This is a genomic window from Rathayibacter sp. AY2B9, from assembly GCF_002931595.1.
Classification (GTDB): domain Bacteria; phylum Actinomycetota; class Actinomycetes; order Actinomycetales; family Microbacteriaceae; genus Rathayibacter.
The window spans coordinates 1-23,058 of the sequence record NZ_PSUB01000017.1; the positions used below are offsets into that span (position 1 = coordinate 1).

Consider the following 23,058-nt stretch of genomic DNA (forward strand, 5'->3'; position numbering starts at 1 on the left):
GGCGCGGGGCGTGCCGCCGCGTCCTGCCACTCGTCGTTGACGTTGTGCGCGCCGATGCTGTCGCGGCGCGAGCGGATGTAGATGAGGGAGGCGACGGCGGGGGGCGCGGTCGTGGTGGCGGGGTCCGTGGTGGTGCCGGTCATGCGCGTGCCGCCCCGTAGACCTCGTAGGCCCCCGCGACTCCGCCGCCCACCGGCACGGAGGCGCCCGCGCGGCGCAGCACCGCCTCCAGCGCCGCCAGGGTGGTCAGCACCGCGTCCGTCCGGGCGTTGTAGCCCATCGTGCCGATGCGCCAGACCTTTCCGTGCAGCGGCCCGAAGGACGTGCCGATCTCGATGCCGAAGTCGGCGAGCATCTCCCCGCGCACCGCATCACCGTTCACGCCCTGCGGGATGCGCACCGCGACGACGTTCGTCATCTTGTGCCCGACGTCGCCGAACACCTCGAGATCGAGGCCGCGGACTCCGGCGAGCATCGCCGACCCGTGCAGCGCGTGGCGGGCGACCGTCTCGTCCAGGCCCTCCTCGACGACGATGCGGGCGCACTCGCGCGCGCCGTAGAGCATCGTGGTCGCCTCGGTGTGGTGGTTGAGGCGGCGCGGCCCCCAGTAGTCGAAGATCATCCCGAGGTCGAAGTAGTTGGAGCGGACGCGGCGGGCGCTGACAGTGTCGCCCTCGTCGCGGATCCCCGCCTCGATGCTCCTGCGCGACTCGATCACCGCGACGGCCTTCTCCGAGAAGGTGACGGGAGCCGATCCGGACGGGCCGCCCAGGCACTTCTGGAGCCCCGCGGTGACCGCGTCGAGCCCGAGCTCGTCGGTCGCGAAGGCGTTGCCCGCGAGGGAGGCGGTGACGTCGGTGTAGAAGAGGGCGCCGTGCTTCTCGCAGAGGGCGCCGAGCTCCTCCAGCGGCTGCGCCATGGTGGTCGACGTGTCGCCGTGGACGACGGCCAGCATCTTCGGCTTCACCCGGGCCAGGGCCTCGGCGATCGCCGAGACGGGGAAGACCTGCCCCCACTCGGCCTCGATCACGTGCACCTCCGCGCCGCAGCGCTCCGCGATCTCCCGGAGGAGGTGCCCGAACCGCCCGAAGACCGGCACGAGCACGCGGTCGCCCGGCTCCAGCATCGAGACCAGCGCCGCCTCGATGCCCGCACGGCTCGTGCCGTCGACGAGCATCGTCTTCTCGTTGCGGGTGCGGAACACCTGCCGGTACAGCTCCTGCGTCTCCGTCATCGTCGCCGTCATGAACGGGTCGTACTGCCCGACCAGCTGCGCCGACATCGCACGCAGGACGCGCGGATCCGCGTTGATCGGGCCCGGCCCCATCAGCAGGCGCGGCGGCGGATCGACGGGGAGGAACGGTGCGGGCGCGGTCATGGGCCACCTCTTCACGAGCGGGAGAGAAACAGTCGTTTCACCCGCAGAGCCTATGCGACGGACGTTTCGCCGGTGTTTCGCGGTGTGGCGGGGGTCGAGATTCTCGACAGACGCTCCTCCACAGACGTCTTCCGGAAGCGGGTCCTCCCGATCGGGCGCATCTGCTGCCCGCGTGTCGGTGGTCGCTGGTTCAATACGAGTATGGCGGATGGGATGCGGCAGGGACTCGAGGAGGTCCGCGCCCTCGGCGGCCGCGCGGCGCTGCTCGCCCGCTCCGCGGCTCCGCTCCACCTCGCCTCCGCCGAGGCGCTGCACGAGGCGTACACGGCTGCTCTGCGTCGCCCGGAGGCGTTCGCCCGCGGCGGGTCTCCCGCCGAGTCCCGCGACCTCGTGGAGCGCTCCGTCCGGGCCGAGCTCGCCGTCGCACTCGTCGTGTCCGAGCGGGTGGCCGCGCGCGAGCTCGAGCACGCCCGCCTGCTGGTCGACCACCTGCCCTGCACGCGCGCCGCGCTGGCCGAGGCGCGGTTGCGCTGGGAGGCGGGGCAGATCATCTGCGGAGTCGCGGCCACCCTGCCGCCGGCCTCCCTCCCGGAGTTCGACGAGCGCGCCGCGGGACTGGCCGCCTCGATGACGCCGACCCAGCTGCGGCGACGCCTCGCCCGGCTGCGGGACGAACTCCACGAGAGTCCTCTGGCCGACCGGCACGCCCGCGCTCGGGAGCACCGGTCGGTCCGGGTCTCGCCCGAGCAGGACGGCATGGCCACGCTCTGCGCGACCCTCCCCGCTCCGGCCGCTTTCGGTGCGCTCGCGCGGCTCGACCGGATCGCCCGCACCCTCCGCGACGGGAACGGCGACGGGAGCGGTGCAGCGGAGGAGCGCACGCTCGCGCAGCTGCGGGCCGACGCCCTGGTCGACCTGCTCTGCGACGGCGACGTGTCCGGCACGCCGCCGGGCGACGAGCGTCCGCGCGCGTCCGCTCGCGGCATCCGGGCCGAGGTGCGTCTGACCCTCGCCGCGAGCACCGCGGCCGGGCAGGACGAGACCCCCGCGGAACTGGACGGCTACGGCCTCATCCCGGCCGGCGTCGCGCGCGAGCTCCTCGGAGCCGACTCGGCCGTCACCCCGGTGCTCACCCATCCGAGCACGGGCGCCGTGGTCTCCGTCGGACGCACGCACCGCCTCCCTCCCCCGCGGATGCGCCTCGCCCTCCAGCTGCGCGACCGGACATGCCGCTTCCCCGGCTGCACCCGACCCGCGGCGACCGCCGAGGCCGACCACACGCTCGAGTGGCGTCACGGAGGCGCCACCGCCCTCGACAACCTGGCGTCGCTCTGCGTCGCCCACCACCACGTCCACCACCACGTCCGCCACGGCGACCGCTGGACCTACACGCTCCACCCCGACGGATCGGCCGACTGGACCACCCCCACGGGCCGCCGCGTGGTCACCCGTCCACCCGATCCGCCCGCGCCGCCAGCCCCGCCGCAGCGCAGGCCGAGCTTCAGCGGTGCGCCGCCCCCGTTCTGACGGCGGAAGGAGCCGATTCGCGACGAGGGAGAGAACGAGCTCCGGGCGTAGCCCCCCTCAGAGCGTGCCGGCCAGCTCCAGCAGCGCGAGATCCGACCCCCGCGGTCCCACCAGGCAGAGCCCCACCGGAGCGCCGCCGACACTCAATCGCGGCACCGACAGCGCCGGATACCCGCCGATCCCGGCGACGCAGGTCAGGCCGAGCGTCGCCGTCCGCGCCGCGTCGATCGCCTCGGCCGACGCATCGAGGGCCGGCGCCACCGACGACGTCGACGGCAGGAGGAGCACCCGCCCCTCGAGCGCACGGTCGAGCGCCTCCCGGAACCCCGCGACTCGCGCCCGCGCGTCCGCCTCCGTCTGCTCGTCGACGAGCGAGGCCGCATCGAAGCGCGCCTGGACGTCCGCCGCCAGCACTCCCGGATGCGCCGCGACCCACGAGCCGCTCGACCGCCACGCCTCCGCCGCCTGCACGAGCCGGAACGCCTCGAGCATCTCCGCCACGGGCGGCAGCTCGACCTCGTCGGCGCTCATCCTCCCGACTGCCGATCGGAACGCCGCCCGGACGGCCGCGTCCACTCCGCCCAGCAGCGCCGGCGCCACCGCGAGACTCCGGACCGGCGGGCCGGACGGCAGGCAGACCTCGGCCACCCGCCTCAGCGTGCCGAGGTCCCGCGTGAGCCACCCGACGGTGTCGAAGCTCGGCGCCAGCGGCAGCAGCCCCTCGACGGGCACCGCACCGAGGGTCGTCCTCAGCCCCCACAGGCCCTGGTACGAGGCGGGTACCCGGATCGATCCCGCCGTGTCGGTCGCCAGCCCGACGGCGGCCTGCCCGAGCGACACGGCGGTCGCCGGTCCGCTCGACGATCCGCCCGGGATCGCTCCGGGCACGGCCGGATTGGGCGGCGTCCCGTAGCCGGAGTTCCGGCCGGCGATGCTGTACGCGAACTCGTCGGTCTGAGCGATCCCGCGCACCGACGCTCCCGCTGCGAGCAGCTGCGCGACGGCCGGAGCGGTCGCCGCCTCGATCGGCGCGGAAGCGAGGCGGGCCGGCACTCCCGCGCCGATCCGCTGGCCCTCGATCGCGAAGAGGTCCTTGACCGCGACGTCCAGTCCGTCGAGGGTCCCGGAGCCGGCGGCCGGCACGAGCGGCGCGCCGACGGCCCGCCAGATGCGGGGGTCCAGCGCGGGCGAGGGCGCCTGCACCTGCGCGGCGCGCACCCGCCAGGTCCCGCCCTCGCGCGACCACAGCTGCGTGACGAGCCCGCGCCCGCCACGGGCCGGAGCGTTCACGCTCACCACGAGCGCCGTGCCCGCATCGACCGCCCGCACGTGCAGCTCGACCAGCTCCCGCACCGGCGCACCGCCGCGACGACCCCGGAAGCCGGTGATGACCGCGTGGCCGACGAGCAGTCCGGAGGCGTCGCCCCGGAGCGTCGTCGGCGCGTCCACGAACGCGTCGGCGAGCGCCGCGACGTCGTCAGCCCCGAGCGCCGCCTCGTACGCCAGGACCGCATCCACCAGCCCGTCCGGCAGGTCGCCCTCGAGCGTCGTCACCCGCGGGTCAGTCATCGAAGTCGGCCGTCCGGACGCGGGCGTGCACGCCCTTCACCAGGTCGACGACCTGCGAGATGTCGAAGTCGGTCGCAGCGCTGAGGTAGGCGTAGGCGTGAGCCGGGTCCATCCCGTAGCGGGCCGCCAGCAGCGCGATGGCCGCGCGGACGCACTTCTGCACGGCGACGTCCAGGTCCTCGTCCATCCCGGTGGGCACGAGGAACTCGCCGGTCTCCCCCATCGGCCCGAGCAGCTCCCCGAACGCCGCGATCGCCTCGGCACGCGGGACGACCTCCAGGCGCACCCGGACGCGCAGGCTCGCCTCCATCGCCGTCAGCGCCACCTCGCCGTCGCCCTGCGCGAAGTGGGGATCGCCGACGTACGCGAGCGCGCCCGGGACCTGCACGGGAAGGTAGAGGCTGGTTCCGGCGGTCAGCAGTGCGATGTCGATGTTGCCCCCGTGCGCACCGGGCGGCACGGAGTGCGGGCGCTCCTCCCCTGCGACGGCGACGCCCATGATCCCGAGGAACGGCCGGAGCGGGAACCGGGCGGCCCGCTCTCCTCCCGGCACCAGCGGGATCACGCCGCGGAGACCGCCCTGCGCGTCCTCGTCGACGCGCGCGAAGACGCTGAACGGCCCCTCCTGCAGCGGGTACTCGCCCGGCAGCGCCCCGCGGCCGTGCCGGTTCGAGACGACTCCGTACGGCACGCGCGGCTCGGCCTCGAGGAGGGTCATCCGGAGCAGGTCCCCCGGCAGCGCTCCCCGGACGGCGATCGGCCCCGTGACCATGTGCGGCCCGTCCGTCTCGCCGTCGCGGAACGGCCCGTCCGCGGCGAGCGCGACCGCGTCGCGCAGCACCCCCTCCGGAGCGACTCCGTGGCGGCCGAAGAAGGCGACCGGATCGCGGCCCTGGTCCTCCAGCACGCCCTCGTGGCTGAGCGTGTCGATGACGACCTCGGCCCCCGAGTCGACGGTGAGCACGGGGGCGTCCGCCGCGCACGGCAGGCGTCCCCACAGCACCGAACCCGGCTCGGCCGGCAGGTAGTCCACCCCCGGCGGCACTCCCTCACCGGGCTGCACCGCCCACTCCGTCCACCGCATGCGCGTCCGCCTCCCGCGCGGCCCGTCCGCGCCGTCCGACCCTAACCGCGCCGTGTTTCGAGCATGTGCACGCGTGTGCCACGATTCTCCAGACCCGCCCCCGACGACAGGACTCCTGTGCTCCGACGCCTGCGCACCCGCTCCGAGGGCGCGACCCTCGGCCTGATGCTCGCCCTCACCTTCTCGACCGGCATCATCGACGCCGTCGGGTACCTCGGGCTCGACCGCGTCTTCGCCGGCAACATGACCGGCAACGTCGTCATCCTCGGCATGGCCCTCTCCGGCGCGGCCGACCTGCCCGTGGTCGGGCCCCTGATCGCGCTGGGCGCCTTCATGATCGGCGCCGTGATCGGCGGCCGGGTGCTCCGCCCGGTGAAGAAGGGCTGGACCTCGCGCTCGACCTGGCTCTTCGCGGTGGTCGGCATCCTGCTCGGCGTCCTGGCGATCGTGCTCGCGGTCGTGCCCGAGCACCCCGAGCCGCTCGCCTTCACCGTCACCGGCGTGCTGGGCGGGGCGATGGGCCTCCAGGCCGCGACCGCCCGCCACCTCGCCGTCAAGGACGTCACGACGGTCGTCGTCACCTCGACGATCACGGGCCTCGCTGCGGACTCCCGCTTGGCGGGAGGCTCCGGTCAGCCGTGGTTCCGCCGCGCGGCCGCGATCGTGCTGATCGCCGCGGGTGCCGGAGTCGGCGCGCTCGCCCTGCTGGTCGGACTCTGGCTCGGCCTGGCGATCGCCGCCGTCATCACGCTCGTCGCGACGCTGCTGGGCGAGCTCGTCGTCCACTCCCGGTACGCTCCGGCACCCGCCGACGCCGCCGCCTGAGGCGGCGCCTCCCGGCGCGTCAGCGCGGCAGCTGCTGGCAGTGCGGGCAGAGGTGCGAGGAGCGGTTCATGAACGGCACCCGCACGATCACCGCGCCGCACCGGGCGCACGGCTTCCCCGTCTGCCCGTAGGCGTGCAGGCTGTGCGAGAAGTAGCCGGAGGCGCCGTTCACGTTCACGTACTGCGCATCGAAGCTGGTGCCGCCCTCGGCCAGCGCCCGTTCGAGCACCGAGCGCACCTCGGCGAAGAGGCGGCGGATGCGCGCCTCGCCGAGCGACGAGCTCGGCCGCTCCGGGTGCAGCTCCGCCGCCCACAGCGACTCGTCCGCGTAGATGTTCCCGATGCCGCTCACGAGCGTCTGGTCGAGCAGCGCCCGCTTGATCCCGCTGCTCCTCCTCGCCAGCGACGCGACGACCGAGCCCAGGTCGAAGGAGGGGTCGAGCGGATCGCGGGCGATGTGCGCGACCTGCGAGGGCACGGCGCGCAGCCAGCCGCCTCCGCGGGCCTCCTCGCCCGCGTAGCCGCCCGGCGCTCCGTCCGGGGTCGGCACCAGAGCGTCGACCGCCATCGAGCCGAAGATCCGCTGGTCGACGAAGTGCAGGGCGAGCTCGCCGTGCTCGGGGTGCTCGATCCCGATCCGGATGCGCGCCAGCCGCGGCAGCGCCGCATCCGCCGTGCGCAGCAGCACCTGACCGCTCATGCCGAGGTGCACCAGCAGGGCCTCGTCGCGGCCGACGGGCAGCCAGAGGAACTTGCCTCGCCGCACCGCCGCTTCCAGCGTGCGCCCGACGAGCAGGCGCTCGAAGGTCCCGTGCGGATGCACGTGCCGCTTCAGCGAGCGCTCGTCGACGATCTCGACGCCGGTCACCAGCGAGCCGGTGACCGCGGGAGCGAGACCCGCCCGCACCACCTCGACCTCGGGCAGCTCGGGCACGGTCAGTCCGAGACCGCGGGAGCGGCGGGTGCGCCGGGGGCCGCCAGACGCGTCCACGCGTCGAGCGCGGCGGCCATCTCGGCCGCCTTCTTGCTCGTCCCCTCGCCGCGGGCCGTGACGAGTCCGCCGACGATCACGGTGGCGACGAACACCTTATTGTGGTCGGGGCCGGTGGCGGCGATCTCGTAGCGCGGGGCCGGCGCACCGCGCTCGGCGGCCGCCTCCTGCAGGCTCGTCTTCGGATCCATCGAGACGCCGAAGCGGAGCGGATCGGCCCGCAGAGGGGCGATCAGGCGCAGCACCAGGTCGCGGGCCGCGTCGGGACCGGTGCCCAGGTAGACGGCGCCGATGATGGCCTCGACGGTGTCGGCGAGGATCGACGCCTTGTCGCGGCCGCCGGTCAGCTCCTCGCCGCGTCCGAGGCGGAGGAACTCGCCCAGGCCGATGCCGCGAGCGATCTCGGCGAGCGCGACGGTCGAGACGAGGCTCGCCCGGCGCTTGGCCAGGTCGCCCTCGCTGAGGGCGGGGTACTCGGTGTAGAGCATGACGGTCACGGCCTGCCCGAGGATCGAGTCGCCGAGGAACTCGAGGCGCTCGTTGTGCGGGATGCCGCCGTGCTCGAAAGCGAACGACCGGTGCGTCAGGGCGAGCTCGAAGAGCTCACCGTCGAGGCTCACGCCGAGCGTGGCCTCCAGACGCGACCGGTCGTCGCTGGAGGGTCGTGCGGAGGTCTGGTTCACCATGGACCGCGGTCCGTTCGTCGAGAGGCGGTGCGCCCCGCGCCGTGCGGACCAGGAGCGGGATCAGACGTCGGCGACCTTGCGGCCCTTGTACTCGAGGAACAGCGCGGTGCCCGCGGAGTCCTCGACGACCTTGGCGCGGTGGGGAAGGCTGTAGACGACCTTGCCGTTCTCGATGGTCTTGACGAGGGTGGGGACCTCGGCCTTCCACTGCGAACGACGGGCGTGGGTGTTCGCGCGGGACTTCTTCCTCTTGGGAACAGCCATGATTCTCTCTTCTCTACCTCTAGTCGGATTCGGTGCGGGCGGTCGCGCCCTCACCGCTGTCTGCGGAAGCTCTGTCGGTGGAAGCTCCGGGCGCTGCGGCCCCGCCGTCCCCCTCGCTCAACCCTGCGAGCGCGGCCCACCGGGAGTCGCGCGGCGCCTCGGGTTCGGGCGTGGAGGAATCGGCCAGCCGCTCCCCCGTGACGGGGTCGAGGCCCGGACAGTCCGGCCGGCAGACCGGCTGGAACGGCAGCGACAGAACCACCGCATCCCTGACCAGAGGTTCAAGATCCACGTGGTCGTCGTGAACCTCATAGTCGAAAGCTTCGTCAGAAGAGTACGCGAAAAGTTCCTGGAACTCGACATCGACAGGCAGGGAGATGTCGGTCAGGCACCGGCTGCACTCGCCGTCGGCCCTCGCCGACACCTCGACACTGGCCAGGATCCCCTCGTGCACGGACTCGAGCCGGACGTCGAGATCGACGGCCGATCCCTTGCGGACCGCGACGATCCCCTCGCCGAACTGCTCCGGCGCCTCGAGCTCGAGGCGGTGCTCGCGCATCTCGCCCGGCCGCCTCACGAGGTCGCGCACGTTCACGGTGAACGGCGTCTTCTTGAAAGTAGTCACGAGGGTCCAGCCTACCCCTCCCGGGCCCCTCCGGGGCGGGAGGGGCCGGGAGGGGCGGAGTCCGGGCTCAGGCGCCGCCGGCCTCCAGCGTCACGTCGATCGGCGCGTAGTCGGCACCGCTCGTGTCCACTCCCTCGTCGGCGAGCTCCGCGAGCGCCTTCTCGACGTACTCGTTCGAGTAGGCGGTGGCGGGCGGGTCCGCGCTGATGATCGTCGCGCCCGTCTCGTTCTCCGTCTCCTTCGCGATGTCGACCGTCTGCTGCCACGCGGCCTCGTCGATCATCCCGACGCCGCTCGTCGAGGGCCAGATCAGCTTGTTGACCTCGTTGGTCATCCAGAGCTGGTGGCTGGTGCCGAGCGTGGATCCGGCCGCGGTGACGATGTCGGCCGCCGCCTGCGGGTCGTCCTTCGCGAAGATCCAGCCCTTGATCGAGGCCTTGATGAAGGCGACCGTCTGCTCGGCGTACGCGTCGTCGTCGGCGAGCCTGCCCGCGTCCGCCCAGATCGCGTCCTGGAGCATCGCGGTCCCGATGTCGTTCCAGCTGATGACGTTCAGGTCGTCCGGCCGGTACAGCTCGCCTGTGGCGGGGTTCACGGTCTCGAGGACCTGGGCGTACTCGTTGTAGGTCATCGCCTGGGCCGCGTCGATGTCGCCCGCGAGGAAGCCGTTCATGTCGAACTGCTGCTGCACCAGCGAGATGTCGTCGAGGGAGACGCCGTCCTTCTGCATGCCGGCGAACAGCTCCCACTCGTTGCCGTAGCCCCAGCTGCCCACGCTCTTCCCGGCGAGGTCGGCGGGCGAGGTGATCCCCTTGTCCTTGAAGGAGATCTGCGTGGTGGCGCTGCGCTCGAAGATCTGCGCGACGTCGGTGATCCCGGCCCCCTGCTCGATCGAGCCGAGGACCTTGGGCACCCAGGAGATCGCGTAGTCCGCGTCGCCCGAGGCGAGCACGTCCTGGGGGACGATGTCGCCGCCTCCCTCGGCGATCGTCACGTCGAGGCCCTCGTCCTCGTAGTAGCCCTGGTCGAGCGCGGCGTAGTACCCGGCGAACTGCGCCTGGGCCACCCACTGCAGCTGCAGGGTGACCGGCGTGAGGCCGCCGGAGCCGGAGTCCGACCCCGGGTCGGAGCCGCCGGAGGCGCTGCAGCCGGTGAGCGCGAGGCCCACGGCCGCGAAGGCGGCGGTCGTCGTCAGGGTGATGCGGGTGCGTCTGGTCACGGGTCCTCCTGGTGCGGTCTGCGGGGTCGCCGGTGCGGCGCGCCCCGTGGTGCGGCGGTGCAGGTGGTGCTGTGGTGCAGGTGGCGCTGATGATGCGGGCGGTGCGGATGGTGCGTCGGGTGGAGTCGGGAATCGGGAATCGGGAATCGGGAGGATCGAGGAGGGTGCGGGGACGCGCGGCGCCGCGCTCAGCGCAGCCGGCTGCGGCGCAGCGCGAACGCCTCGAGCGCGGCCGTCACGCAGTAGAACGCGAGGCCGACGAGCACAGCGCCCAGGACGTAGGCGTAGGCGAGCGCGTAGTCGCTGCCCGAGGCCGCCGTCGTGATCGACTTGCCGAGCCCGCCCACGGGTCCGCCGAAGTACTCGGCGACCAGCGCCGAGATCACCGCGAGCGAGGAGGCGATGCGGAGCCCCGTGAAGACGTAGGGCACTGCTCCCGGCAGCGTGATCGTGCGGGCGGTCTGCCAGGGGGTCGCCGCGTAGGCCTTCAGCAGGTCGCGGTGCACCGGAGCGGCCTGCCGCAGCCCGCGCAGCGTCGTCACGTACACCGGCACGAACACGGCGAGCGCCGCGACGAGCTGCCTCGCGGTCTCGGCGTTCGCTCCGAACATCGTGTAGAGCACCGGAGCGAGGGCGACGATCGGCACGACGGCGGCCGCGGCCACGATCGGCGCGACCAGTCCGTCGAAGACCCGCGCGAGCGCCGAGAGCCCGGCGACCACGACCGCCAGCACCGCGCCGACCAGCAGGCCGACCAGCGCGTTGCGGCCGGTCACCGCGCTGCCCTCGGCGACGGAGCCGAGGTTCGCGGCGAACTCCTGTCCGATCGCCAGCGGCGACGGGAGCACGAACGGCTGGATCGCCAGAGCGGTGACCCCGGCCTGCCAGAGCAGGACCGCGGCGATCCCGAGCACGAGCGGCGCGAGCACGCTGCGCGCCAGCGCCGTCGTGCTCACCGGTTCTCCACTCCGCGCGGCACGGCGGCGGGATCCCCGTGCAGCAGCTCGCGCACGGCGCTCACGTCGCGGAAGAACGCCGTGTCCTCCCTGACCGCCGCGTCGCGCTCGGATGCTCCGGGGAGTCCGACCGGGAGGACGTCGCGGATCCTGCCCGGCCGCGGCGACATCACCACGACGCGGTCCGAGAGGAACACCGCCTCCGGGATCGAGTGGGTGACGAAGACGACGGCGGCGCCGGTCTCGCGCCGGATCCGCAGCAGCTCCGTCTGCATCCGCTCGCGGGTCATCTCGTCGAGCGCCCCGAACGGCTCGTCCATGAGGAGCAGACGCGGGCTCTCGGCGAGCGCCCGCGCGATGGCGACGCGCTGCTGCATCCCGCCGGAGAGCTGGTCCGGGTAGGAGTCGGCGAAGTCGCCGAGCCCGACCAGCGCCAGCAGCTCGTCGACGCGCGAGCGCCGGGCGGTCGCGGCGACGCCGTGCAGCTCCAGCGGCAGGGCGATGTTCGCCCGGATCGTGCGCCACGGCAGGAGGCCCGCCTGCTGGAACGCGATCCCGTAGTCCTGGTCGAGCCTCGCCTGCCGGGCCGTCTTGCCGAACACGGCGATCGAGCCGGAGTCCGGCTCGTCGAGGTCGGCGATCAGCCGCAGCAGCGTCGACTTGCCGCAGCCGGACGGGCCGATCAGCGAGACGAACTCCCCCGCGGCCACCTCGAGCGAGACGTCCTGGAGCGCCGTGACGCTCGCGGCGCGGGCGGTGGTGAAGGTCCTCGTGACGGAGTCGACGACGACCGCGGATCCTGCAGGGCTCATGCGGGCTGCTCCCCTCGGCTGTACGGACGGAGGAGGGTGCCGAGCAGAGCGACGGAGCCGGCGGCCGCGAGGCCCACCAGTACCGCCCCGAGGATCGGCGCCCAGGGCTTGGCGGGGTCGCCTCCGGCAGCGGAGGCGAACTCGATGATCATGCGGCCGATCCCGCCGCGCAGGCCGATCGAGACCTCGGCGACGATCGTGCCGACGACGGCGCTGACCGCTCCGAGCCGGAGGGCCGGCAGCAGGTAGGGCACGCTCGCCGGCAGCCTCAGGCGCACCAGCGTCTTCCACCAGCCGACGCCGTAGACGTGCATCAGCTCGACCTGGTGGGCCGTCGGCGAGCCGAGCCCGCGGAGCGCCCCGATCGAGACGGGGAAGAACGCGAGGTAGGAGGCGATCAGGGCCACCGACATCCAGTTCTCCCAGGTCACCGGTCCGAGCTCGAGCTGCGACCCCCAGCGCCGCACCAGTGGGGCGATCGCGATCAGGGGCACCGTCTGGCTCAGCACGATCCAGGGCAGCACCGCCGACTCCGCCGTGCGGAACCGCTGCATCAGGAGAGCCAGGAGCAGTCCGACGACGGTGCCGACGACCCAGCCGACCGCGGCGATCCCGAGCGAGAAGGCACTCGCCCCCAGGACGGCCGACCAGAGCGCCGGGGCGTTCCGCGCTCCGGTGACCGGCTCGCCGAGCCGGGCCGCGATCTCCCAGAGGTGGGGCATCGCGATGGCGCTCGTGCGCGGGAGCACCGTGACTCCTCCGACGACCACCCCGGCCTCGGGCCCGAGCGCCTTCCAGCCCTCCCACACGAGCGCGAGCAGGAGGAGCCCGCCGGCGCCGAGCACGAGCCCGCGCGCGAGGGCCGGTCTCATGCGCGGGCCACGATGTGCTCGCGCAGCTCCGGGATGACCCGCTCGCCGTACACGCGCAGCGTCTCCTCCTTGTTGTCGTGCTGGAGGTATCCCGCGAACTGCGTCACGCCGATGTCGGCGAGCGCCCGGAGCTTCTCGATGTGCTCGTCCGCCGTGCCCAGCACGCAGAAGCGCTCGACGATCTCGTCCGGCACGAAGGCGGTGTGGCTGTTGCCCGCGCGGCCGTGCTCGTTGTAGTCGTAGCCCTCGCGCCCGGCGATGTAGTCCGTCAGCGCCTGCGGCACCGCTCCGGAGGCGCCGTAGCGGCCCACGATGTCGGCCACGTGGTTGCCGACCATCCCGCCGAACCAGCGGCACTGGTCGCGCATGTGCTCCCGGTCGGTGCCGATGTACATCGGCGCCGCGACGCAGAACTGCAGCGACTCGGGATCCCGGCCGGCGTTCGCCGCCGCCTCCTTGACGGCGCCGATCATCCAGCGCGCGATGTCCACGTCGGCCAGCTGCAGGATGAAGCCGTCGCCGACCTCGCCCGCGAGCTTCAGGGCGAGCGGGCCGTAGGCGGCCACCCACATCTCCAGGGACGAGCCCCGGCTCCACGGGAACTGCAGCGTCTGGCCGTTGTACTCGACCGGACGGCTGTTGGCGAGCTCGCGGATGACGTGGATCGACTCCCGCAGCGTCTTGAGCGTCGTCGGAGCTCCTCCGGTCACCCTCACCGCCGAGTCGCCGCGTCCGATCCCGCACACCGTGCGGTTCCCGTACATCTCGTTGAGCGTCGCGTGCAGCGAGGCGATGACCGTCCAGTCGCGCGTGGCGGGGTTGGTGACCATCGGGCCGACCGTGATCCGGTGCGTCCTCTCGAGGATCTGCGAGTAGATCACGTAGGGCTCCTGCCAGAGCAGGTGCGAGTCGAAGGTCCACGCGTAGTCGAAGCCGTGCGTCTCCGCGAGGACGGCGAGCGCGACGGTGCGCGAGGCGGGCGGGTTGGTCTGGAGGACGACTCCGAAGTCCATGGGGTTCCTTCTGCTCGATCAGGTGCTGGCTCGGATCGGGTGCCGGCTCAGATCAGGTACTGGCTCAGACCGCGCGGGATGTACGCCCCGTCGCCCTTCGTGCCGACGTAGGAGCCGTCGTCGACGACGACCCTGCCGCGGGAGATCACCGTGTCGACGTGGCCGTCGATCTCGAAGCCCTCCCAGGCCGAGTAGTCCATGTTCATGTGGTGGCTTCGGCCCTCGCCGATCCCGATCGAGGTGTGCCCGCTCGGGTCGTAGACGACGACGTCGCCGTCGGCCCCGGGCTGGATGACGCCCTTCCTCCCGTACATCCCGAACATCCGCGCCGGGGTGGTCGAGGTGAGCTCGACCCAGCGCGGCAGGGAGATCTGCCCCGACACCACGCCCTGGTACATCAGGTCGATCCGGTGCTCCACCGAACCGATGCCGTTGGGGATCTTCGAGAAGTCGCCGATCCCCATGTCCTTCTGGCCCTTCATGCAGAAGGGGCAGTGGTCGGTCGAGACCATCTGGATGTCGTTGGTGCGCAGCGACTGCCACATGTGGTGCTGATGCCCCTCCGCCTTCGAGCGCAGCGGCGTGGAGCACACCCACTTCGCGCCCTCGAAGCCCGGCGCGCCGAGCTGCTCCTCGAGCGAGAGGTAGAGGTACTGCGGGCAGGTCTCCCCGAAGACGTTCATGCCACGGTCGCGGGCCTGCGCGATCTGCTCCACCGCCTGCTTCGCGGAGACGTGCACCACGTACAGCGGCGCGCCGGTGAGGTCGGCGATCATGATCGCGCGGTGCGTCGCCTCCTCCTCCGCCTGCCAGGGTCGAGAGGTGCCGTGGAAGTACGGCGCGGTGTTCCCGGCGGCGAGGGTCTGCTTCACCAGCTCGTCGATGAGGGCGCCGTTCTCGGCGTGCATCATCATCATCGCGCCGTTCTCCGCGCCCTTCTGGAACGCCCGGAGGATCTGCCCGTCGTCCGAGAGGAACACGCCCTTGTAGGCCATGAACAGCTTGAAGCTGGTCACCCCCTCGCGCATCAGCTCGTCCATCGCGACGAGCGAGGAGTCCTGCACGTCCGAGAGGATCTGGTGGAAGCCGTAGTCGATCGCGCAGTTGCCGGCCGCCTTCTCCTGCCACGCCTGGAACCGGTCGACGACGCTCTCGCCCGGGTACTGCACCACGAAGTCCACGATCGACGTCGTGCCGCCCCAGGCCGCGGCGCGCGTGCCGGTCTCGAAGGTGTCCGAGGCGGAGGTGCCGCCGAACGGCATCTCCATGTGCGTGTGCGCGTCGATCCCGCCCGGGATGACGTACTTGCCGCTCGCGTCGATCACCCGGTCGACGTGGGCAGTCAGGTCGAAGCCCAGCAGCGTGGAGCCGGGGGCGAGGACGGCGGCGATGGTCTCGCCGTCGATCAGGACGTCTGCGGCTCCGGTGCCGGTCGCGTTGACGACCGTCCCGCCGGTGATGAGGGTCTTCATCGGTCTTCCCCGTCTCGGTCTGCGGTCACGGCTTCGGGATGCTGGTGTACGACTCCGGCCGGCGGTCCCGGTAGAACTGCCAGTCGTCGCGCATCTCCTGCACCATGTCCATCTCGAGGTCGCGGATCAGGATCTCCTCGGCCTCGCCCGAGCCCCGCTCCCCGACGAACTCCCCCCGCGGATCGATGATCTGGCTGGTGCCGTAGAAGTCGACCGCGAGGTCGCCGTACTCGTTGTCCTCCCGGCCGACGCGGTTGGGCTGCAGCACGAAGTAGCCGTTCGCCACCGCGGCCGCCGGGCCCTCGACCTCCCAGAGGCGGTTCGACAGGCCAGGCTTGGTGGCGTTGGGGTTGAAGACGAGGTGGGCGCCGTTCAGGCCCAGCTCCCGCCAGCCCTCCGGGAAGTGGCGGTCGTAGCAGATGTGGACGCCGACCTTGCCGACGGCGGTGTCGAAGACCGGGTAGCCGAGGTTCCCGGGCCGGAAGTAGAACTTCTCCCAGAAGCGGTCCAGGTGCGGGATGTGGTGCTTGCGGTACTTGCCGAGGATCGTCCCGTCGGCGTCGACCACGACCGCGGTGTTGTAGTAGACGCCGGTCTGCTCCTCCTCGTAGATCGGGAGGATCATCACCACGCCCAGCTCCTTCGCGAGGGCCGCGAAGCGCTGCACGATCGGCCCGTCGGCGGGCTCGGCGTAGCGGTAGTACTTCTTGTCCTGCGTGATGCCGAAGTACGGGCCGTAGAACAGCTCCTGGAAGCAGACGATCTGCGCGCCGTCGGCTGCGGCGTCCCGGGCCATCCGCTCGTGCTTGTCGAGCATCGACTCCTTGTCGCCGGTCCAGGTCGTCTGGGTGATCGCTGCGCGGACGATGGTCATCGGTACCTCCATGCTCGGGCGTCCCTGTCCGGCTCCGGTGTGCTCCGCCGGGCGGTGCGGAGCCGGGGACGTGGACCCACTGTGGTCCCCGCCGGGCCCGAAGGCAATGACGGACCGTCCGGCTCCGGGGACAGGGCTTCATCGTCGGGGTTCGACGTTTCCCCGGTGTTTCCGGCGCGGATCCGCAGCATTAAGGCTCGCCGGGGGAGGAATCCGTCGGTGCCGCTAGCGTGGGCGGATGCGCATCACGATCCTGGCCGGAGGCGTCGGCGGCGCCCGCTTCACCTCGGCGGTCCGCGAGCACCTCCGCGATCTCGAGGCCGCCGGCGGCGAGGCGAGCGAGATCACCGTCGTCGTCAACACCGGCGACGACATGTGGCTCACCGGCCTCAAGGTCTGCCCCGACCTCGACTCGATCACCTACGCGCTCGGCGGAGTGAACGACACGGAGCGCGGCTGGGGGCGGGCCGGCGAGAGCGAGCGGGTCTCGGCCGAGCTCACCGCCTTCGGCGTCGGCTGGCCGTGGTTCACCCTGGGCGACCTCGACCTCGGCACCCACATCGCCCGCAGCTCGATGCTGCGCGACGGCCTCACCCTCTCGGAGGCGACCGCCCGGATCACCGCCCGCTGGCCGCTGGGGGTCCGCCTGCTGCCGATGTCGGACCAGGACGTCGAGACCCACGTCGAGGTCGACCTTCCCGGCGAGGGCGTGCGGCTCCTCCACTTCGAGGAGTGGTGGGTGCGGCTTCGGGCGTCAGCGCCCGCGCGCCGCTTCGTCCAGCAGGGGGTGGAGAGCGCCCGCCCCGCCCCGGGCGTGCTGGAGGCGATCGCCGACACCGACGCGGTGCTCGTCGCCCCCTCCAATCCCGTCGTCTCGATCGGCACGATCCTCGGAGTGCCCGGGATCGCGGACGCCCTCCGCCGGACCTCCGCACCCGTCGTGGGCGTCTCCCCCGTCATCGGAGGCGCGGTGGTGCGCGGCATGGCCGACGCCTGCCTCAGAGCGATCGGCGTCGAGACCTCCGCCGAGGCCGTCGGCCGGCACTACGGAGCCCGGAGCGGGGGCGGCCTCCTCGACGCCTGGCTCGTCGGCGAGGAGGACGCGGACGCGGTCCCGGCGCTCGATTCGGCGGGGCTCCGCGCCCGCTCCGTGCCGCTCTGGCTGACCGGCCGGGACGCCTCCGTGCGGCTCGCCGCCGACGCTCTCGCCGCCGCGAGGGGCTGAGCGGAGCCTCCTCCCCGGGCCGCGCACCGCCTGTCGCAGCGCGGATGCGGTCACGCCTCCCACGGGGCGCCCCGTTCCCTTGTACGGTCGGAGGCGGACGAACTCCCCGATTCACCCCCGCATCGGATCCGGAGCCCCTCGGTCGCGCGCCCGACCGCGTCCTCACCACGTCTCCGAGCCCTGCGGAACCGCGTGCCGTCCCGTCAGGAGGACACCATGGAGCCCAGCTCGAGGATCAGCACCGAGCGGATCGAGCCCGACATCGTGGTGATCCGCCCCGTCGGCCGGCTCGACCTGTCCACGGCGTGGGAGCTCGAAGCGGTCCTCCAGCGCGCGCTCGAGGCGGGAGAGGTCCGCGTGGTCGTCGACCTGGCGGCCGTCGAGTTCCTCGACTCGTCCGGGCTCGGCGTCCTCGTCGCCGGACTCAAGGAGGCGCGGAAGGCGGGCGGCGAGCTGCGCGTGGCCGCCGCCGGCGAGCAGCCCGCCATGGTGCTCGGCCTGTCCAACCTCGACCGCCTGCTCGGGAGCGCCGAGACCGTCGAGGAGGCCTACCGTGCCTGAGCGCTCCTTCGTCGTGCGCACGCCGCCCGAGGACGGCGTCACCGCCGTCCACGAGGCGCTCGAGGAGCTGTGGCTCGAGGAGCCGGGCGTCGCGCCGGTCGACCGGATGTCGTTCGAGACCGCGCTGGTCGAGCTGACCTCGAACATCGTCCAGCACGCCCGGTCGTACCGGCACATCATCTGCCTGGTCGAGATCCGCGTCGACGCGACCGAGCTGCGCGCCTCGCTCAACGACTCCGCCGAGGAGGCGCCCGCCGAGGTCGCCGACCCCCGCGACATGCCGGACGAGTGGGACGAGGCAGGCCGCGGGATCCCGTTCATCCACGCCCTCGTCACCGAGTTCTCCTACCGCCGTGTCGACGGGCAGAACCTCTGGGCACTCGCCCGGACCCGCACGTGAGCGAGCCGACCGAGCGCGCCCGCCTCGCCGCGATCGCCGAGCTCGGGATCGGCCTGAGCACCCCCCAGGAGCGCTTCGACAGGATCACACGCATCGCCCGCCGGCTCCTGCGCGTCCCCCTCGCCGAGATCAACATCCTCGAGGAGTCGACGCAGTTCACGAAGTCGCCCCAGCGCTCGGCGCGGGCGAGCAGGATGCTGCGCGCCGACTCGATGTGCGACGTCACGGTCCAGCAGGGCGACATCCTCGTCGTCGAGGACGCCACCGCCGATCCGCGGTTCGCCGACCGCGGAGTCGTCACCGGATCCCCTCACGTGCGCTTCTACGCGGGCCGCCCGCTCGTCGTGGGGGACGGCCTCCGCGTCGGCACGATCTGCATCATCGACAGCGAGGTGCGCGGCTTCTCGGAGGAGGAGCGCGAGATCCTCGAGGACCTCGGCCGGTGGGCCGAGCGGGAGCTGCGCGAGATCGCCTTCTCCGGACGCGCGAGCGAGACGCAGGAGCGGCTCCGGCCCCAGCGCCTCGACCTCGGCGAGTGGAGCCTCGACTCGCTGACCACGCCGCTGCACGACGTCGCCGGCGACTACACGGCGTGGCGTCGCAGCGGGGACGACCTCTCCCTCGAGCTGGTCGACGTGATGGGCAAGGGGGTCTCGGCGGCGATCGTCGCCTCCGCGATCCGCTCCGCGTTCCAGGCGCGGCCGGAGCTCCCTCCCGCGGCAGCCGTCGAGGCCGTCAACCGCCAGCTCCTGCCCGACCTGACCGCGACCGGGATGTTCGCGACCGCGCTGATCGCCCGGGTCGACCTCGCGAGCGGCGCCGTCGCGTTCGTGGACAGCGGCCACGGCCTCACCCTCCTGCTGCGCGCCGACGGCACCACGGAGCGGCTCGCCTCCACCGGCGTCCCGCTCGGCATCGCCGCCGACGTCTCCTGGGAGGAGGAGCAGCGCGTGCTCGCCCCCGGCGACGCGCTCTTCTCCTGCAGCGACGGCCTGCTCGACGTCTTCGGCGGGCGCCTCGACGCGCTCGACCGTCTCGCCGAGCTGGTGCGGAGCAACGACGACCCCGCTCTCTTCGAGCGTCTGCATGCTCTCGCAGACGACGCGCACGACGATGTGACAGCGTTGGTGCTGCGGCGCTCCGCAGCGCCCGCCCCCTCCTGATCCTGATCGAAAGGACCTCCCCCATGCCTGGTGCACTCGTCCTCGCCGGCGGCGGCCTCGCCGGAATCGCCTGGGAGCTCGGCGTCCTCCGCGGCCTCGCAGACGCCTCCCCCGAGGCGGCCCGCCTCCTGCTCGATCCGTCGACGACCTTCATCGGCACCTCCGCGGGCTCCGCGGTCGCCGCGCAGCTGAGCACCGGCACCGGCCTCGACGAGTCGTACGAGGCCCAGCTCCAGGAGGAGTCCGCCGAGATCGGAGCGGACGTCGACGGTGAGCGCCTCCAGGCCCTCTTCGCCGCGGCCGTCGAGGGCGCGACCTCGCCCCAGGACGCGCGGCGCCGCATCGGCACCCTCGCGCTCGAGGCCGAGACGCTCCCCGAGGACACGCGCCGGGCCGTCATCTCGGCCCGCGTGGGCGACGCCGACTGGCCCGAGCAGCGTCTGCTCATCACCGCGGTCGACACGGCCACCGGTGAGCTGCGCGTGTTCGACCGCGAGAGCGGTGTCGGCCTCGTCGACGCGATCTCCGCCAGCTGCGCCGTCCCCGGGGTCTGGCCTCCCGTCAGCATCGACGGCGTCCGCTACATGGACGGCGGCGTGCGCTCCGGCAGCAACGCCGACCTCGCCGCGGGAGCCGACTGGGTCCTGATCGTCACTCCGCTGCCGGGAGTCGGCACGCCCGGCGCGGGCCTGATCCCGACCGGCGAGCTCGACGCCCTCGCGGACTCGCGGGTCGAGGTGCTCTACGCCGACGAGGAGTCGGTGCGCGCCTTCGGCCCGAACTCGCTCGACCCGGCCGTCCGCGCCGCCTCCGCCCGCGCCGGACGTGCTCAGGGCGCCCGTCTCGCCTCGCGGATCGCCGCGCTGGTCGGCGCCCAATAGCCGGTCTCAGCGCCGCACGCTGTAGCGCGTGAAGACCGTGCCGTCGGCGAAGCGGTGCTCCTCGCGCAGGTCGAGGCGCGCGTGGAACCCGCACGGGAGGAAGTGGGTCCCGCCGCCCACCGCCACCGGCACCGTGTAGACCTGCACCTCGTCGACGATCCCGGCCAGCAGCGCGTGCCGGGCGAGGGTCGGCCCGCCGATCGAGACGTCGTGGTCGGCGGCGCTGACCTGCGCGGCGACGACGACCGGGTCGAACCCGCCCTCGACGCGGGTGCGGCGGGTCTCGGCCGACTCCAGCGTCGTCGAGTACACGACCTTGTCGGCCGCCCGCCACATCTCCTGGAACTCGCGGATGAACGCGAACTCCTCCGCCAGTGCCCAGGTCTGCTCCCACGCGCGCATGACCTCGTACATGCGCCGCCCGTACAGGTACGTGCGCACCCGCCCCTCGCGCTCCGTGATGAAGCGGTGCACGGCGGGTCGCGGCTCCGCCCAGGCGAATCCGCCGTCCGCGTCGTTCACGTAGCCGTCGAGCGACGCGATCGAGCTGTAGATGAGCGCGCCCACGTCGGCCTCTCTCCGTGGCCGGCTTCGGGACCGCCCACGGGCGCGACCGTAGGCCTCCCGCCTCCGTCCGGCAATGTCCGCCGGGGCCTCTGGCGCGGATCGACGGGTCGCCGCTGCTCCCGACGGCGCTCCCGGCGGTCGGCGCCCCCTCCCGGACCGCGTACCGTGGTCGTGCCGCAGGGAGCGGCCGTGAAGGGTTCGGGATGAAGATCAGCCAGCTGCGCCACTTCGTGGCGGTCGCCGAGGAGCTGCACTTCGTGCGCGCCGCCGAGCGCCTCGGCATCTCGCGGCAGAAGCTCGACTCCTCCGTCGCCGCCGTCGAGCTCGACCTCGGCAAGCCGCTCTTCGAGCCCGGTGCCGCCGCCACGACCCTCACCGCGGCCGGGCGGCAGCGCCTCGCCTCGGCCCGCGAGGAGCTCGCCGCGCTCGGCGACGAGCCGGAGGCGGCCCCGAAGTCGGGAGGCAAGGCCAAGGCCTCCAAGGGGACCGGGCGCGCCCCGATCGTCAAGGGCCAGCCGAAGCCCTACAAGCGCCGCCAGTCCCGCTGACGCGCAGTGTCCGATCGTCGGATGTGGTGGGCCCTACCGGGCTCGAACCGATGACATCCACGGTGTAAACGTGGCGCTCTACCAACTGAGCTAAAGGCCCCCGTCGCGGGAGCACCCGCGGACGATCGACTCGATCCTACGGCAGGCGGAGCGGCCCCCTGCGGGCACTAGCCTCGGCACATGACCGCCGACAGCGACTCCCGGGCGAGGCGGCGCGCCGAGAGCCGCTGGCCCGCCTCCGCCGCGATCCTCGTGGCCGTCGCCCTGAACGTGGCCGGCCACAGCGCCGACACCTCGGTGGTCCGCCTCGTCGCCGCCGGCATCACGCTCGCGCTGCTCGTGCCGCTGTTCGTCGTCAACCCGCACCGGCTCGACAGCGAGACGCGCTGGTCGCGCGGGGTCTCCATCGCCCTGGCGGTCGTGCTCGCCGTGGCGAACCAGGTGAACGTGGTCGCCGTGGTGATCGACCTCGTCGACGGGACGGCCGACGGCCCTCCGCTGCTGCTCACCGCGCTCCAGGTCTGGGTCACCAACGTCGTCGCGTACGCGCTGCTGTTCTGGGAGCTCGACCGCGGCGGTCCGGTCGCCCGCGGAACGCTTACCCGCACCGAGCTGCCGGCGGCCGACTTCGCCTTCCCGCAGGACACCTACCGCGACACCGCGCCCGAGGTCGCCGCGACCTCCTCCGAGCGCGCCGACTGGCGGCCCGGCTTCGTCGACTACCTCTCGGTGTCGACGACGAACACCATGGCGTTCAGCCCGACCGACACGATGCCGCTGTCGAGCCGGATGAAGCTCCTGATGATCGCCGAGGCGTTCACCGGATTCGTCCTGCTGGCCCTCGTGATCTCCCGGGCCGTCAACATCCTCAGCTGACGACCGGGGCGGTCCGCCTCCGGAGGGTCAGACGTGCGCGGGGGCGAGCGCGTCGATGGCGGCGCGGTAGGCGTCGATCGAGCGAGGCTCGCCCGGGGCGGTCATGAACGTGTCCCGGATGACGCCGGCCTTGTCGATGAGGAAGGTCGCGCGGGTCGCGTAGCCCTTCGCCTCGGTGAACACGCCGTACTGCTTGGCGACGTCGCCGTGCGGCCAGAAGTCGGAGAGGAGCGTGAAGTCGTAGCCCTGCTTCTCGCCCCAGGCGCGCAGCGTGTGCTTGGAGTCGACAGAGATGCCGATCAGCTCCACGTCGGCGTGCTCGAAGAGGGAGAGGTTCTCGCGCAGCGCGCAGAACTCGCCCGTGCAGGTGCCGGAGAAGGCGAGGGGGAAGAACACCAGGGCGACGTTGCGCCGCCCGTGGAAGTCGCCCAGCTGGATGCGCTCGCCGTACTGGTTCGCGAGTTCGAAGTCGGGAGCCAGGGTCAGCTTCTCGAGAGCCATCGGTCCGATGTCCTTCCGTGCGCACGAGAGTCGCGCGAGCACGAGGGGCAATGCTAGACCCGCTCCGCGCAGACTCCAAGGAACGGCCCGTCTCCCCCGATCACGGGCCGGTCGACGCGTCCCGTCTGGCGCTCTCCTACAGTCGTCGGCGCCCATTCCTCGTGGATCA

25 protein-coding genes and 1 tRNA gene are annotated in these 23,058 nt (G+C 72.7%); 9 read left to right on the forward strand and 17 right to left on the reverse strand.

Annotation, left to right across the window (positions count from 1 at the left end; translation table 11 throughout):
• Positions 1–139: 139 nt before the first annotated feature.
• Positions 140–1,378, reverse strand: coding sequence for an alanine--glyoxylate aminotransferase family protein (locus C5C25_RS13900; RefSeq protein WP_244229434.1), 1,239 nt, complete (start codon positions 1,376–1,378; stop codon positions 140–142).
• Positions 1,379–1,591: 213 nt separating this feature from the next.
• Here C5C25_RS13900 and C5C25_RS13905 point away from each other — a divergent pair, with 213 nt between their 5' ends.
• Positions 1,592–2,905, forward strand: a complete 1,314-nt coding sequence (locus tag C5C25_RS13905) for an HNH endonuclease signature motif containing protein (protein WP_104250949.1) — start codon at positions 1,592–1,594, stop codon at positions 2,903–2,905.
• 57 nt (positions 2,906–2,962) lie between these two features.
• Here C5C25_RS13905 and C5C25_RS13910 read toward each other — a convergent pair whose 3' ends face one another.
• A complete protein-coding gene (locus tag C5C25_RS13910) occupies positions 2,963–4,474 on the reverse strand; it encodes an AtzH-like domain-containing protein (protein ID WP_104250950.1) in 1,512 nt (503 codons plus the stop codon).
• A complete protein-coding gene (locus C5C25_RS13915) occupies positions 4,467–5,558 on the reverse strand; it encodes an acetamidase/formamidase family protein (RefSeq protein WP_104250951.1) in 1,092 nt (363 codons plus the stop codon). Before C5C25_RS13915 ends, C5C25_RS13910 begins: the two co-directional genes overlap by 8 nt.
• A 117-nt stretch (positions 5,559–5,675) precedes the next feature.
• Here C5C25_RS13915 and C5C25_RS13920 point away from each other — a divergent pair, with 117 nt between their 5' ends.
• Positions 5,676–6,383 (forward strand): YoaK family protein, encoded by a 708-nt coding sequence (locus tag C5C25_RS13920; protein ID WP_308470800.1) that lies wholly within the window; start codon positions 5,676–5,678, stop codon positions 6,381–6,383.
• Between the two features lie 19 nt (positions 6,384–6,402).
• Here the strand turns inward: C5C25_RS13920 and mutM are convergent, their stop codons facing one another.
• From mutM to C5C25_RS13975, 11 genes are all read right to left on the reverse strand, one after another.
• Positions 6,403–7,317: a bifunctional DNA-formamidopyrimidine glycosylase/DNA-(apurinic or apyrimidinic site) lyase gene (gene mutM, locus C5C25_RS13925; RefSeq protein ID WP_104250983.1), complete on the reverse strand. Its 915-nt coding sequence runs from the start codon at positions 7,315–7,317 to the stop codon at positions 6,403–6,405.
• 2 nt (positions 7,318–7,319) lie between these two features.
• Positions 7,320–8,060: a ribonuclease III gene (gene rnc, locus C5C25_RS13930; protein ID WP_104250952.1), complete on the reverse strand. Its 741-nt coding sequence runs from the start codon at positions 8,058–8,060 to the stop codon at positions 7,320–7,322.
• Between the two features lie 60 nt (positions 8,061–8,120).
• Positions 8,121–8,324, reverse strand: a complete 204-nt coding sequence (rpmF, locus tag C5C25_RS13935) for a 50S ribosomal protein L32 (RefSeq protein ID WP_104223482.1) — start codon at positions 8,322–8,324, stop codon at positions 8,121–8,123.
• A gap of 19 nt (positions 8,325–8,343) precedes the next feature.
• Positions 8,344–8,883, reverse strand: coding sequence for a DUF177 domain-containing protein (locus tag C5C25_RS13940; RefSeq protein WP_104226701.1), 540 nt, complete (start codon positions 8,881–8,883; stop codon positions 8,344–8,346).
• Between the two features lie 133 nt (positions 8,884–9,016).
• Positions 9,017–10,168 (reverse strand): ABC transporter substrate-binding protein, encoded by a 1,152-nt coding sequence (locus tag C5C25_RS13945; protein ID WP_258069423.1) that lies wholly within the window; start codon positions 10,166–10,168, stop codon positions 9,017–9,019.
• Between the two features lie 188 nt (positions 10,169–10,356).
• Entirely contained in the window at positions 10,357–11,124 is a 768-nt protein-coding gene (locus tag C5C25_RS13950; RefSeq protein WP_104226660.1) for an ABC transporter permease, read from the reverse strand.
• The gene (locus C5C25_RS13955; protein ID WP_104226661.1) at positions 11,121–11,936 is read right to left on the reverse strand and encodes an ABC transporter ATP-binding protein; all 816 of its coding nucleotides are present in this window, start codon (positions 11,934–11,936) and stop codon (positions 11,121–11,123) included. Before C5C25_RS13955 ends, C5C25_RS13950 begins: the two co-directional genes overlap by 4 nt.
• The gene (locus C5C25_RS13960) at positions 11,933–12,808 is read right to left on the reverse strand and encodes an ABC transporter permease (protein ID WP_104250953.1); all 876 of its coding nucleotides are present in this window, start codon (positions 12,806–12,808) and stop codon (positions 11,933–11,935) included. Before C5C25_RS13960 ends, C5C25_RS13955 begins: the two co-directional genes overlap by 4 nt.
• Positions 12,805–13,821, reverse strand: a complete 1,017-nt coding sequence (locus C5C25_RS13965; protein WP_104238194.1) for a TIGR03842 family LLM class F420-dependent oxidoreductase — start codon at positions 13,819–13,821, stop codon at positions 12,805–12,807. The genes C5C25_RS13960 and C5C25_RS13965 overlap by 4 nt, the downstream gene beginning before the upstream one ends.
• 47 nt (positions 13,822–13,868) lie before the next feature.
• Entirely contained in the window at positions 13,869–15,293 is a 1,425-nt protein-coding gene (gene hydA, locus C5C25_RS13970; RefSeq protein WP_104250954.1) for a dihydropyrimidinase, read from the reverse strand.
• 25 nt (positions 15,294–15,318) lie between these two features.
• The gene (locus C5C25_RS13975) at positions 15,319–16,167 is read right to left on the reverse strand and encodes a nitrilase-related carbon-nitrogen hydrolase (RefSeq protein WP_104238196.1); all 849 of its coding nucleotides are present in this window, start codon (positions 16,165–16,167) and stop codon (positions 15,319–15,321) included.
• Positions 16,168–16,405: 238 nt separating this feature from the next.
• Between C5C25_RS13975 and cofD the strand changes: the two genes are divergently transcribed.
• The 5 genes from cofD (at position 16,406) to C5C25_RS14000 (ending at position 20,397) form a co-directional block, all read left to right on the forward strand.
• On the forward strand, positions 16,406–17,392 hold the full coding sequence (gene cofD / locus C5C25_RS13980) for a 2-phospho-L-lactate transferase (RefSeq protein WP_104250955.1): 987 nt from the start codon (positions 16,406–16,408) through the stop codon (positions 17,390–17,392).
• Positions 17,393–17,608: 216 nt separating this feature from the next.
• Positions 17,609–17,953: an STAS domain-containing protein gene (locus C5C25_RS13985; protein WP_104223474.1), complete on the forward strand. Its 345-nt coding sequence runs from the start codon at positions 17,609–17,611 to the stop codon at positions 17,951–17,953.
• Positions 17,946–18,353, forward strand: a complete 408-nt coding sequence (locus C5C25_RS13990) for an ATP-binding protein (protein WP_104223473.1) — start codon at positions 17,946–17,948, stop codon at positions 18,351–18,353. Before C5C25_RS13985 ends, C5C25_RS13990 begins: the two co-directional genes overlap by 8 nt.
• Positions 18,350–19,516: a PP2C family protein-serine/threonine phosphatase gene (locus C5C25_RS13995; RefSeq protein WP_181127411.1), complete on the forward strand. Its 1,167-nt coding sequence runs from the start codon at positions 18,350–18,352 to the stop codon at positions 19,514–19,516. The genes C5C25_RS13990 and C5C25_RS13995 overlap by 4 nt, the downstream gene beginning before the upstream one ends.
• A 23-nt stretch (positions 19,517–19,539) precedes the next feature.
• Complete coding sequence (locus C5C25_RS14000; RefSeq protein WP_104250957.1) at positions 19,540–20,397, forward strand: patatin-like phospholipase family protein; 858 nt, start codon at positions 19,540–19,542, stop codon at positions 20,395–20,397.
• 6 nt (positions 20,398–20,403) lie between these two features.
• Here the strand turns inward: C5C25_RS14000 and C5C25_RS14005 are convergent, their stop codons facing one another.
• The gene (locus C5C25_RS14005; RefSeq protein ID WP_104250958.1) at positions 20,404–20,964 is read right to left on the reverse strand and encodes a dihydrofolate reductase family protein; all 561 of its coding nucleotides are present in this window, start codon (positions 20,962–20,964) and stop codon (positions 20,404–20,406) included.
• Positions 20,965–21,167: 203 nt separating this feature from the next.
• Between C5C25_RS14005 and C5C25_RS14010 the strand changes: the two genes are divergently transcribed.
• Positions 21,168–21,512 carry a LysR family transcriptional regulator gene (locus C5C25_RS14010; RefSeq protein WP_104223469.1) on the forward strand — a complete coding sequence of 115 codons (345 nt, stop codon included), beginning with the start codon at positions 21,168–21,170 and terminating at the stop codon, positions 21,510–21,512.
• A 24-nt stretch (positions 21,513–21,536) separates the two neighbouring features.
• Here the strand turns inward: C5C25_RS14010 and C5C25_RS14015 are convergent.
• Positions 21,537–21,612: transfer RNA gene (locus C5C25_RS14015), tRNA-Val, on the reverse strand.
• A gap of 80 nt (positions 21,613–21,692) precedes the next feature.
• On the opposite strand from C5C25_RS14015, the gene C5C25_RS14020 reads away from it, so the two are divergent.
• Positions 21,693–22,388 carry a hypothetical protein gene (locus tag C5C25_RS14020; protein WP_104250959.1) on the forward strand — a complete coding sequence of 232 codons (696 nt, stop codon included), beginning with the start codon at positions 21,693–21,695 and terminating at the stop codon, positions 22,386–22,388.
• Between the two features lie 27 nt (positions 22,389–22,415).
• Here C5C25_RS14020 and C5C25_RS14025 read toward each other — a convergent pair whose 3' ends face one another.
• The gene (locus tag C5C25_RS14025; protein WP_104238203.1) at positions 22,416–22,889 is read right to left on the reverse strand and encodes a peroxiredoxin; all 474 of its coding nucleotides are present in this window, start codon (positions 22,887–22,889) and stop codon (positions 22,416–22,418) included.
• Positions 22,890–23,058: the final 169 nt, after the last annotated feature.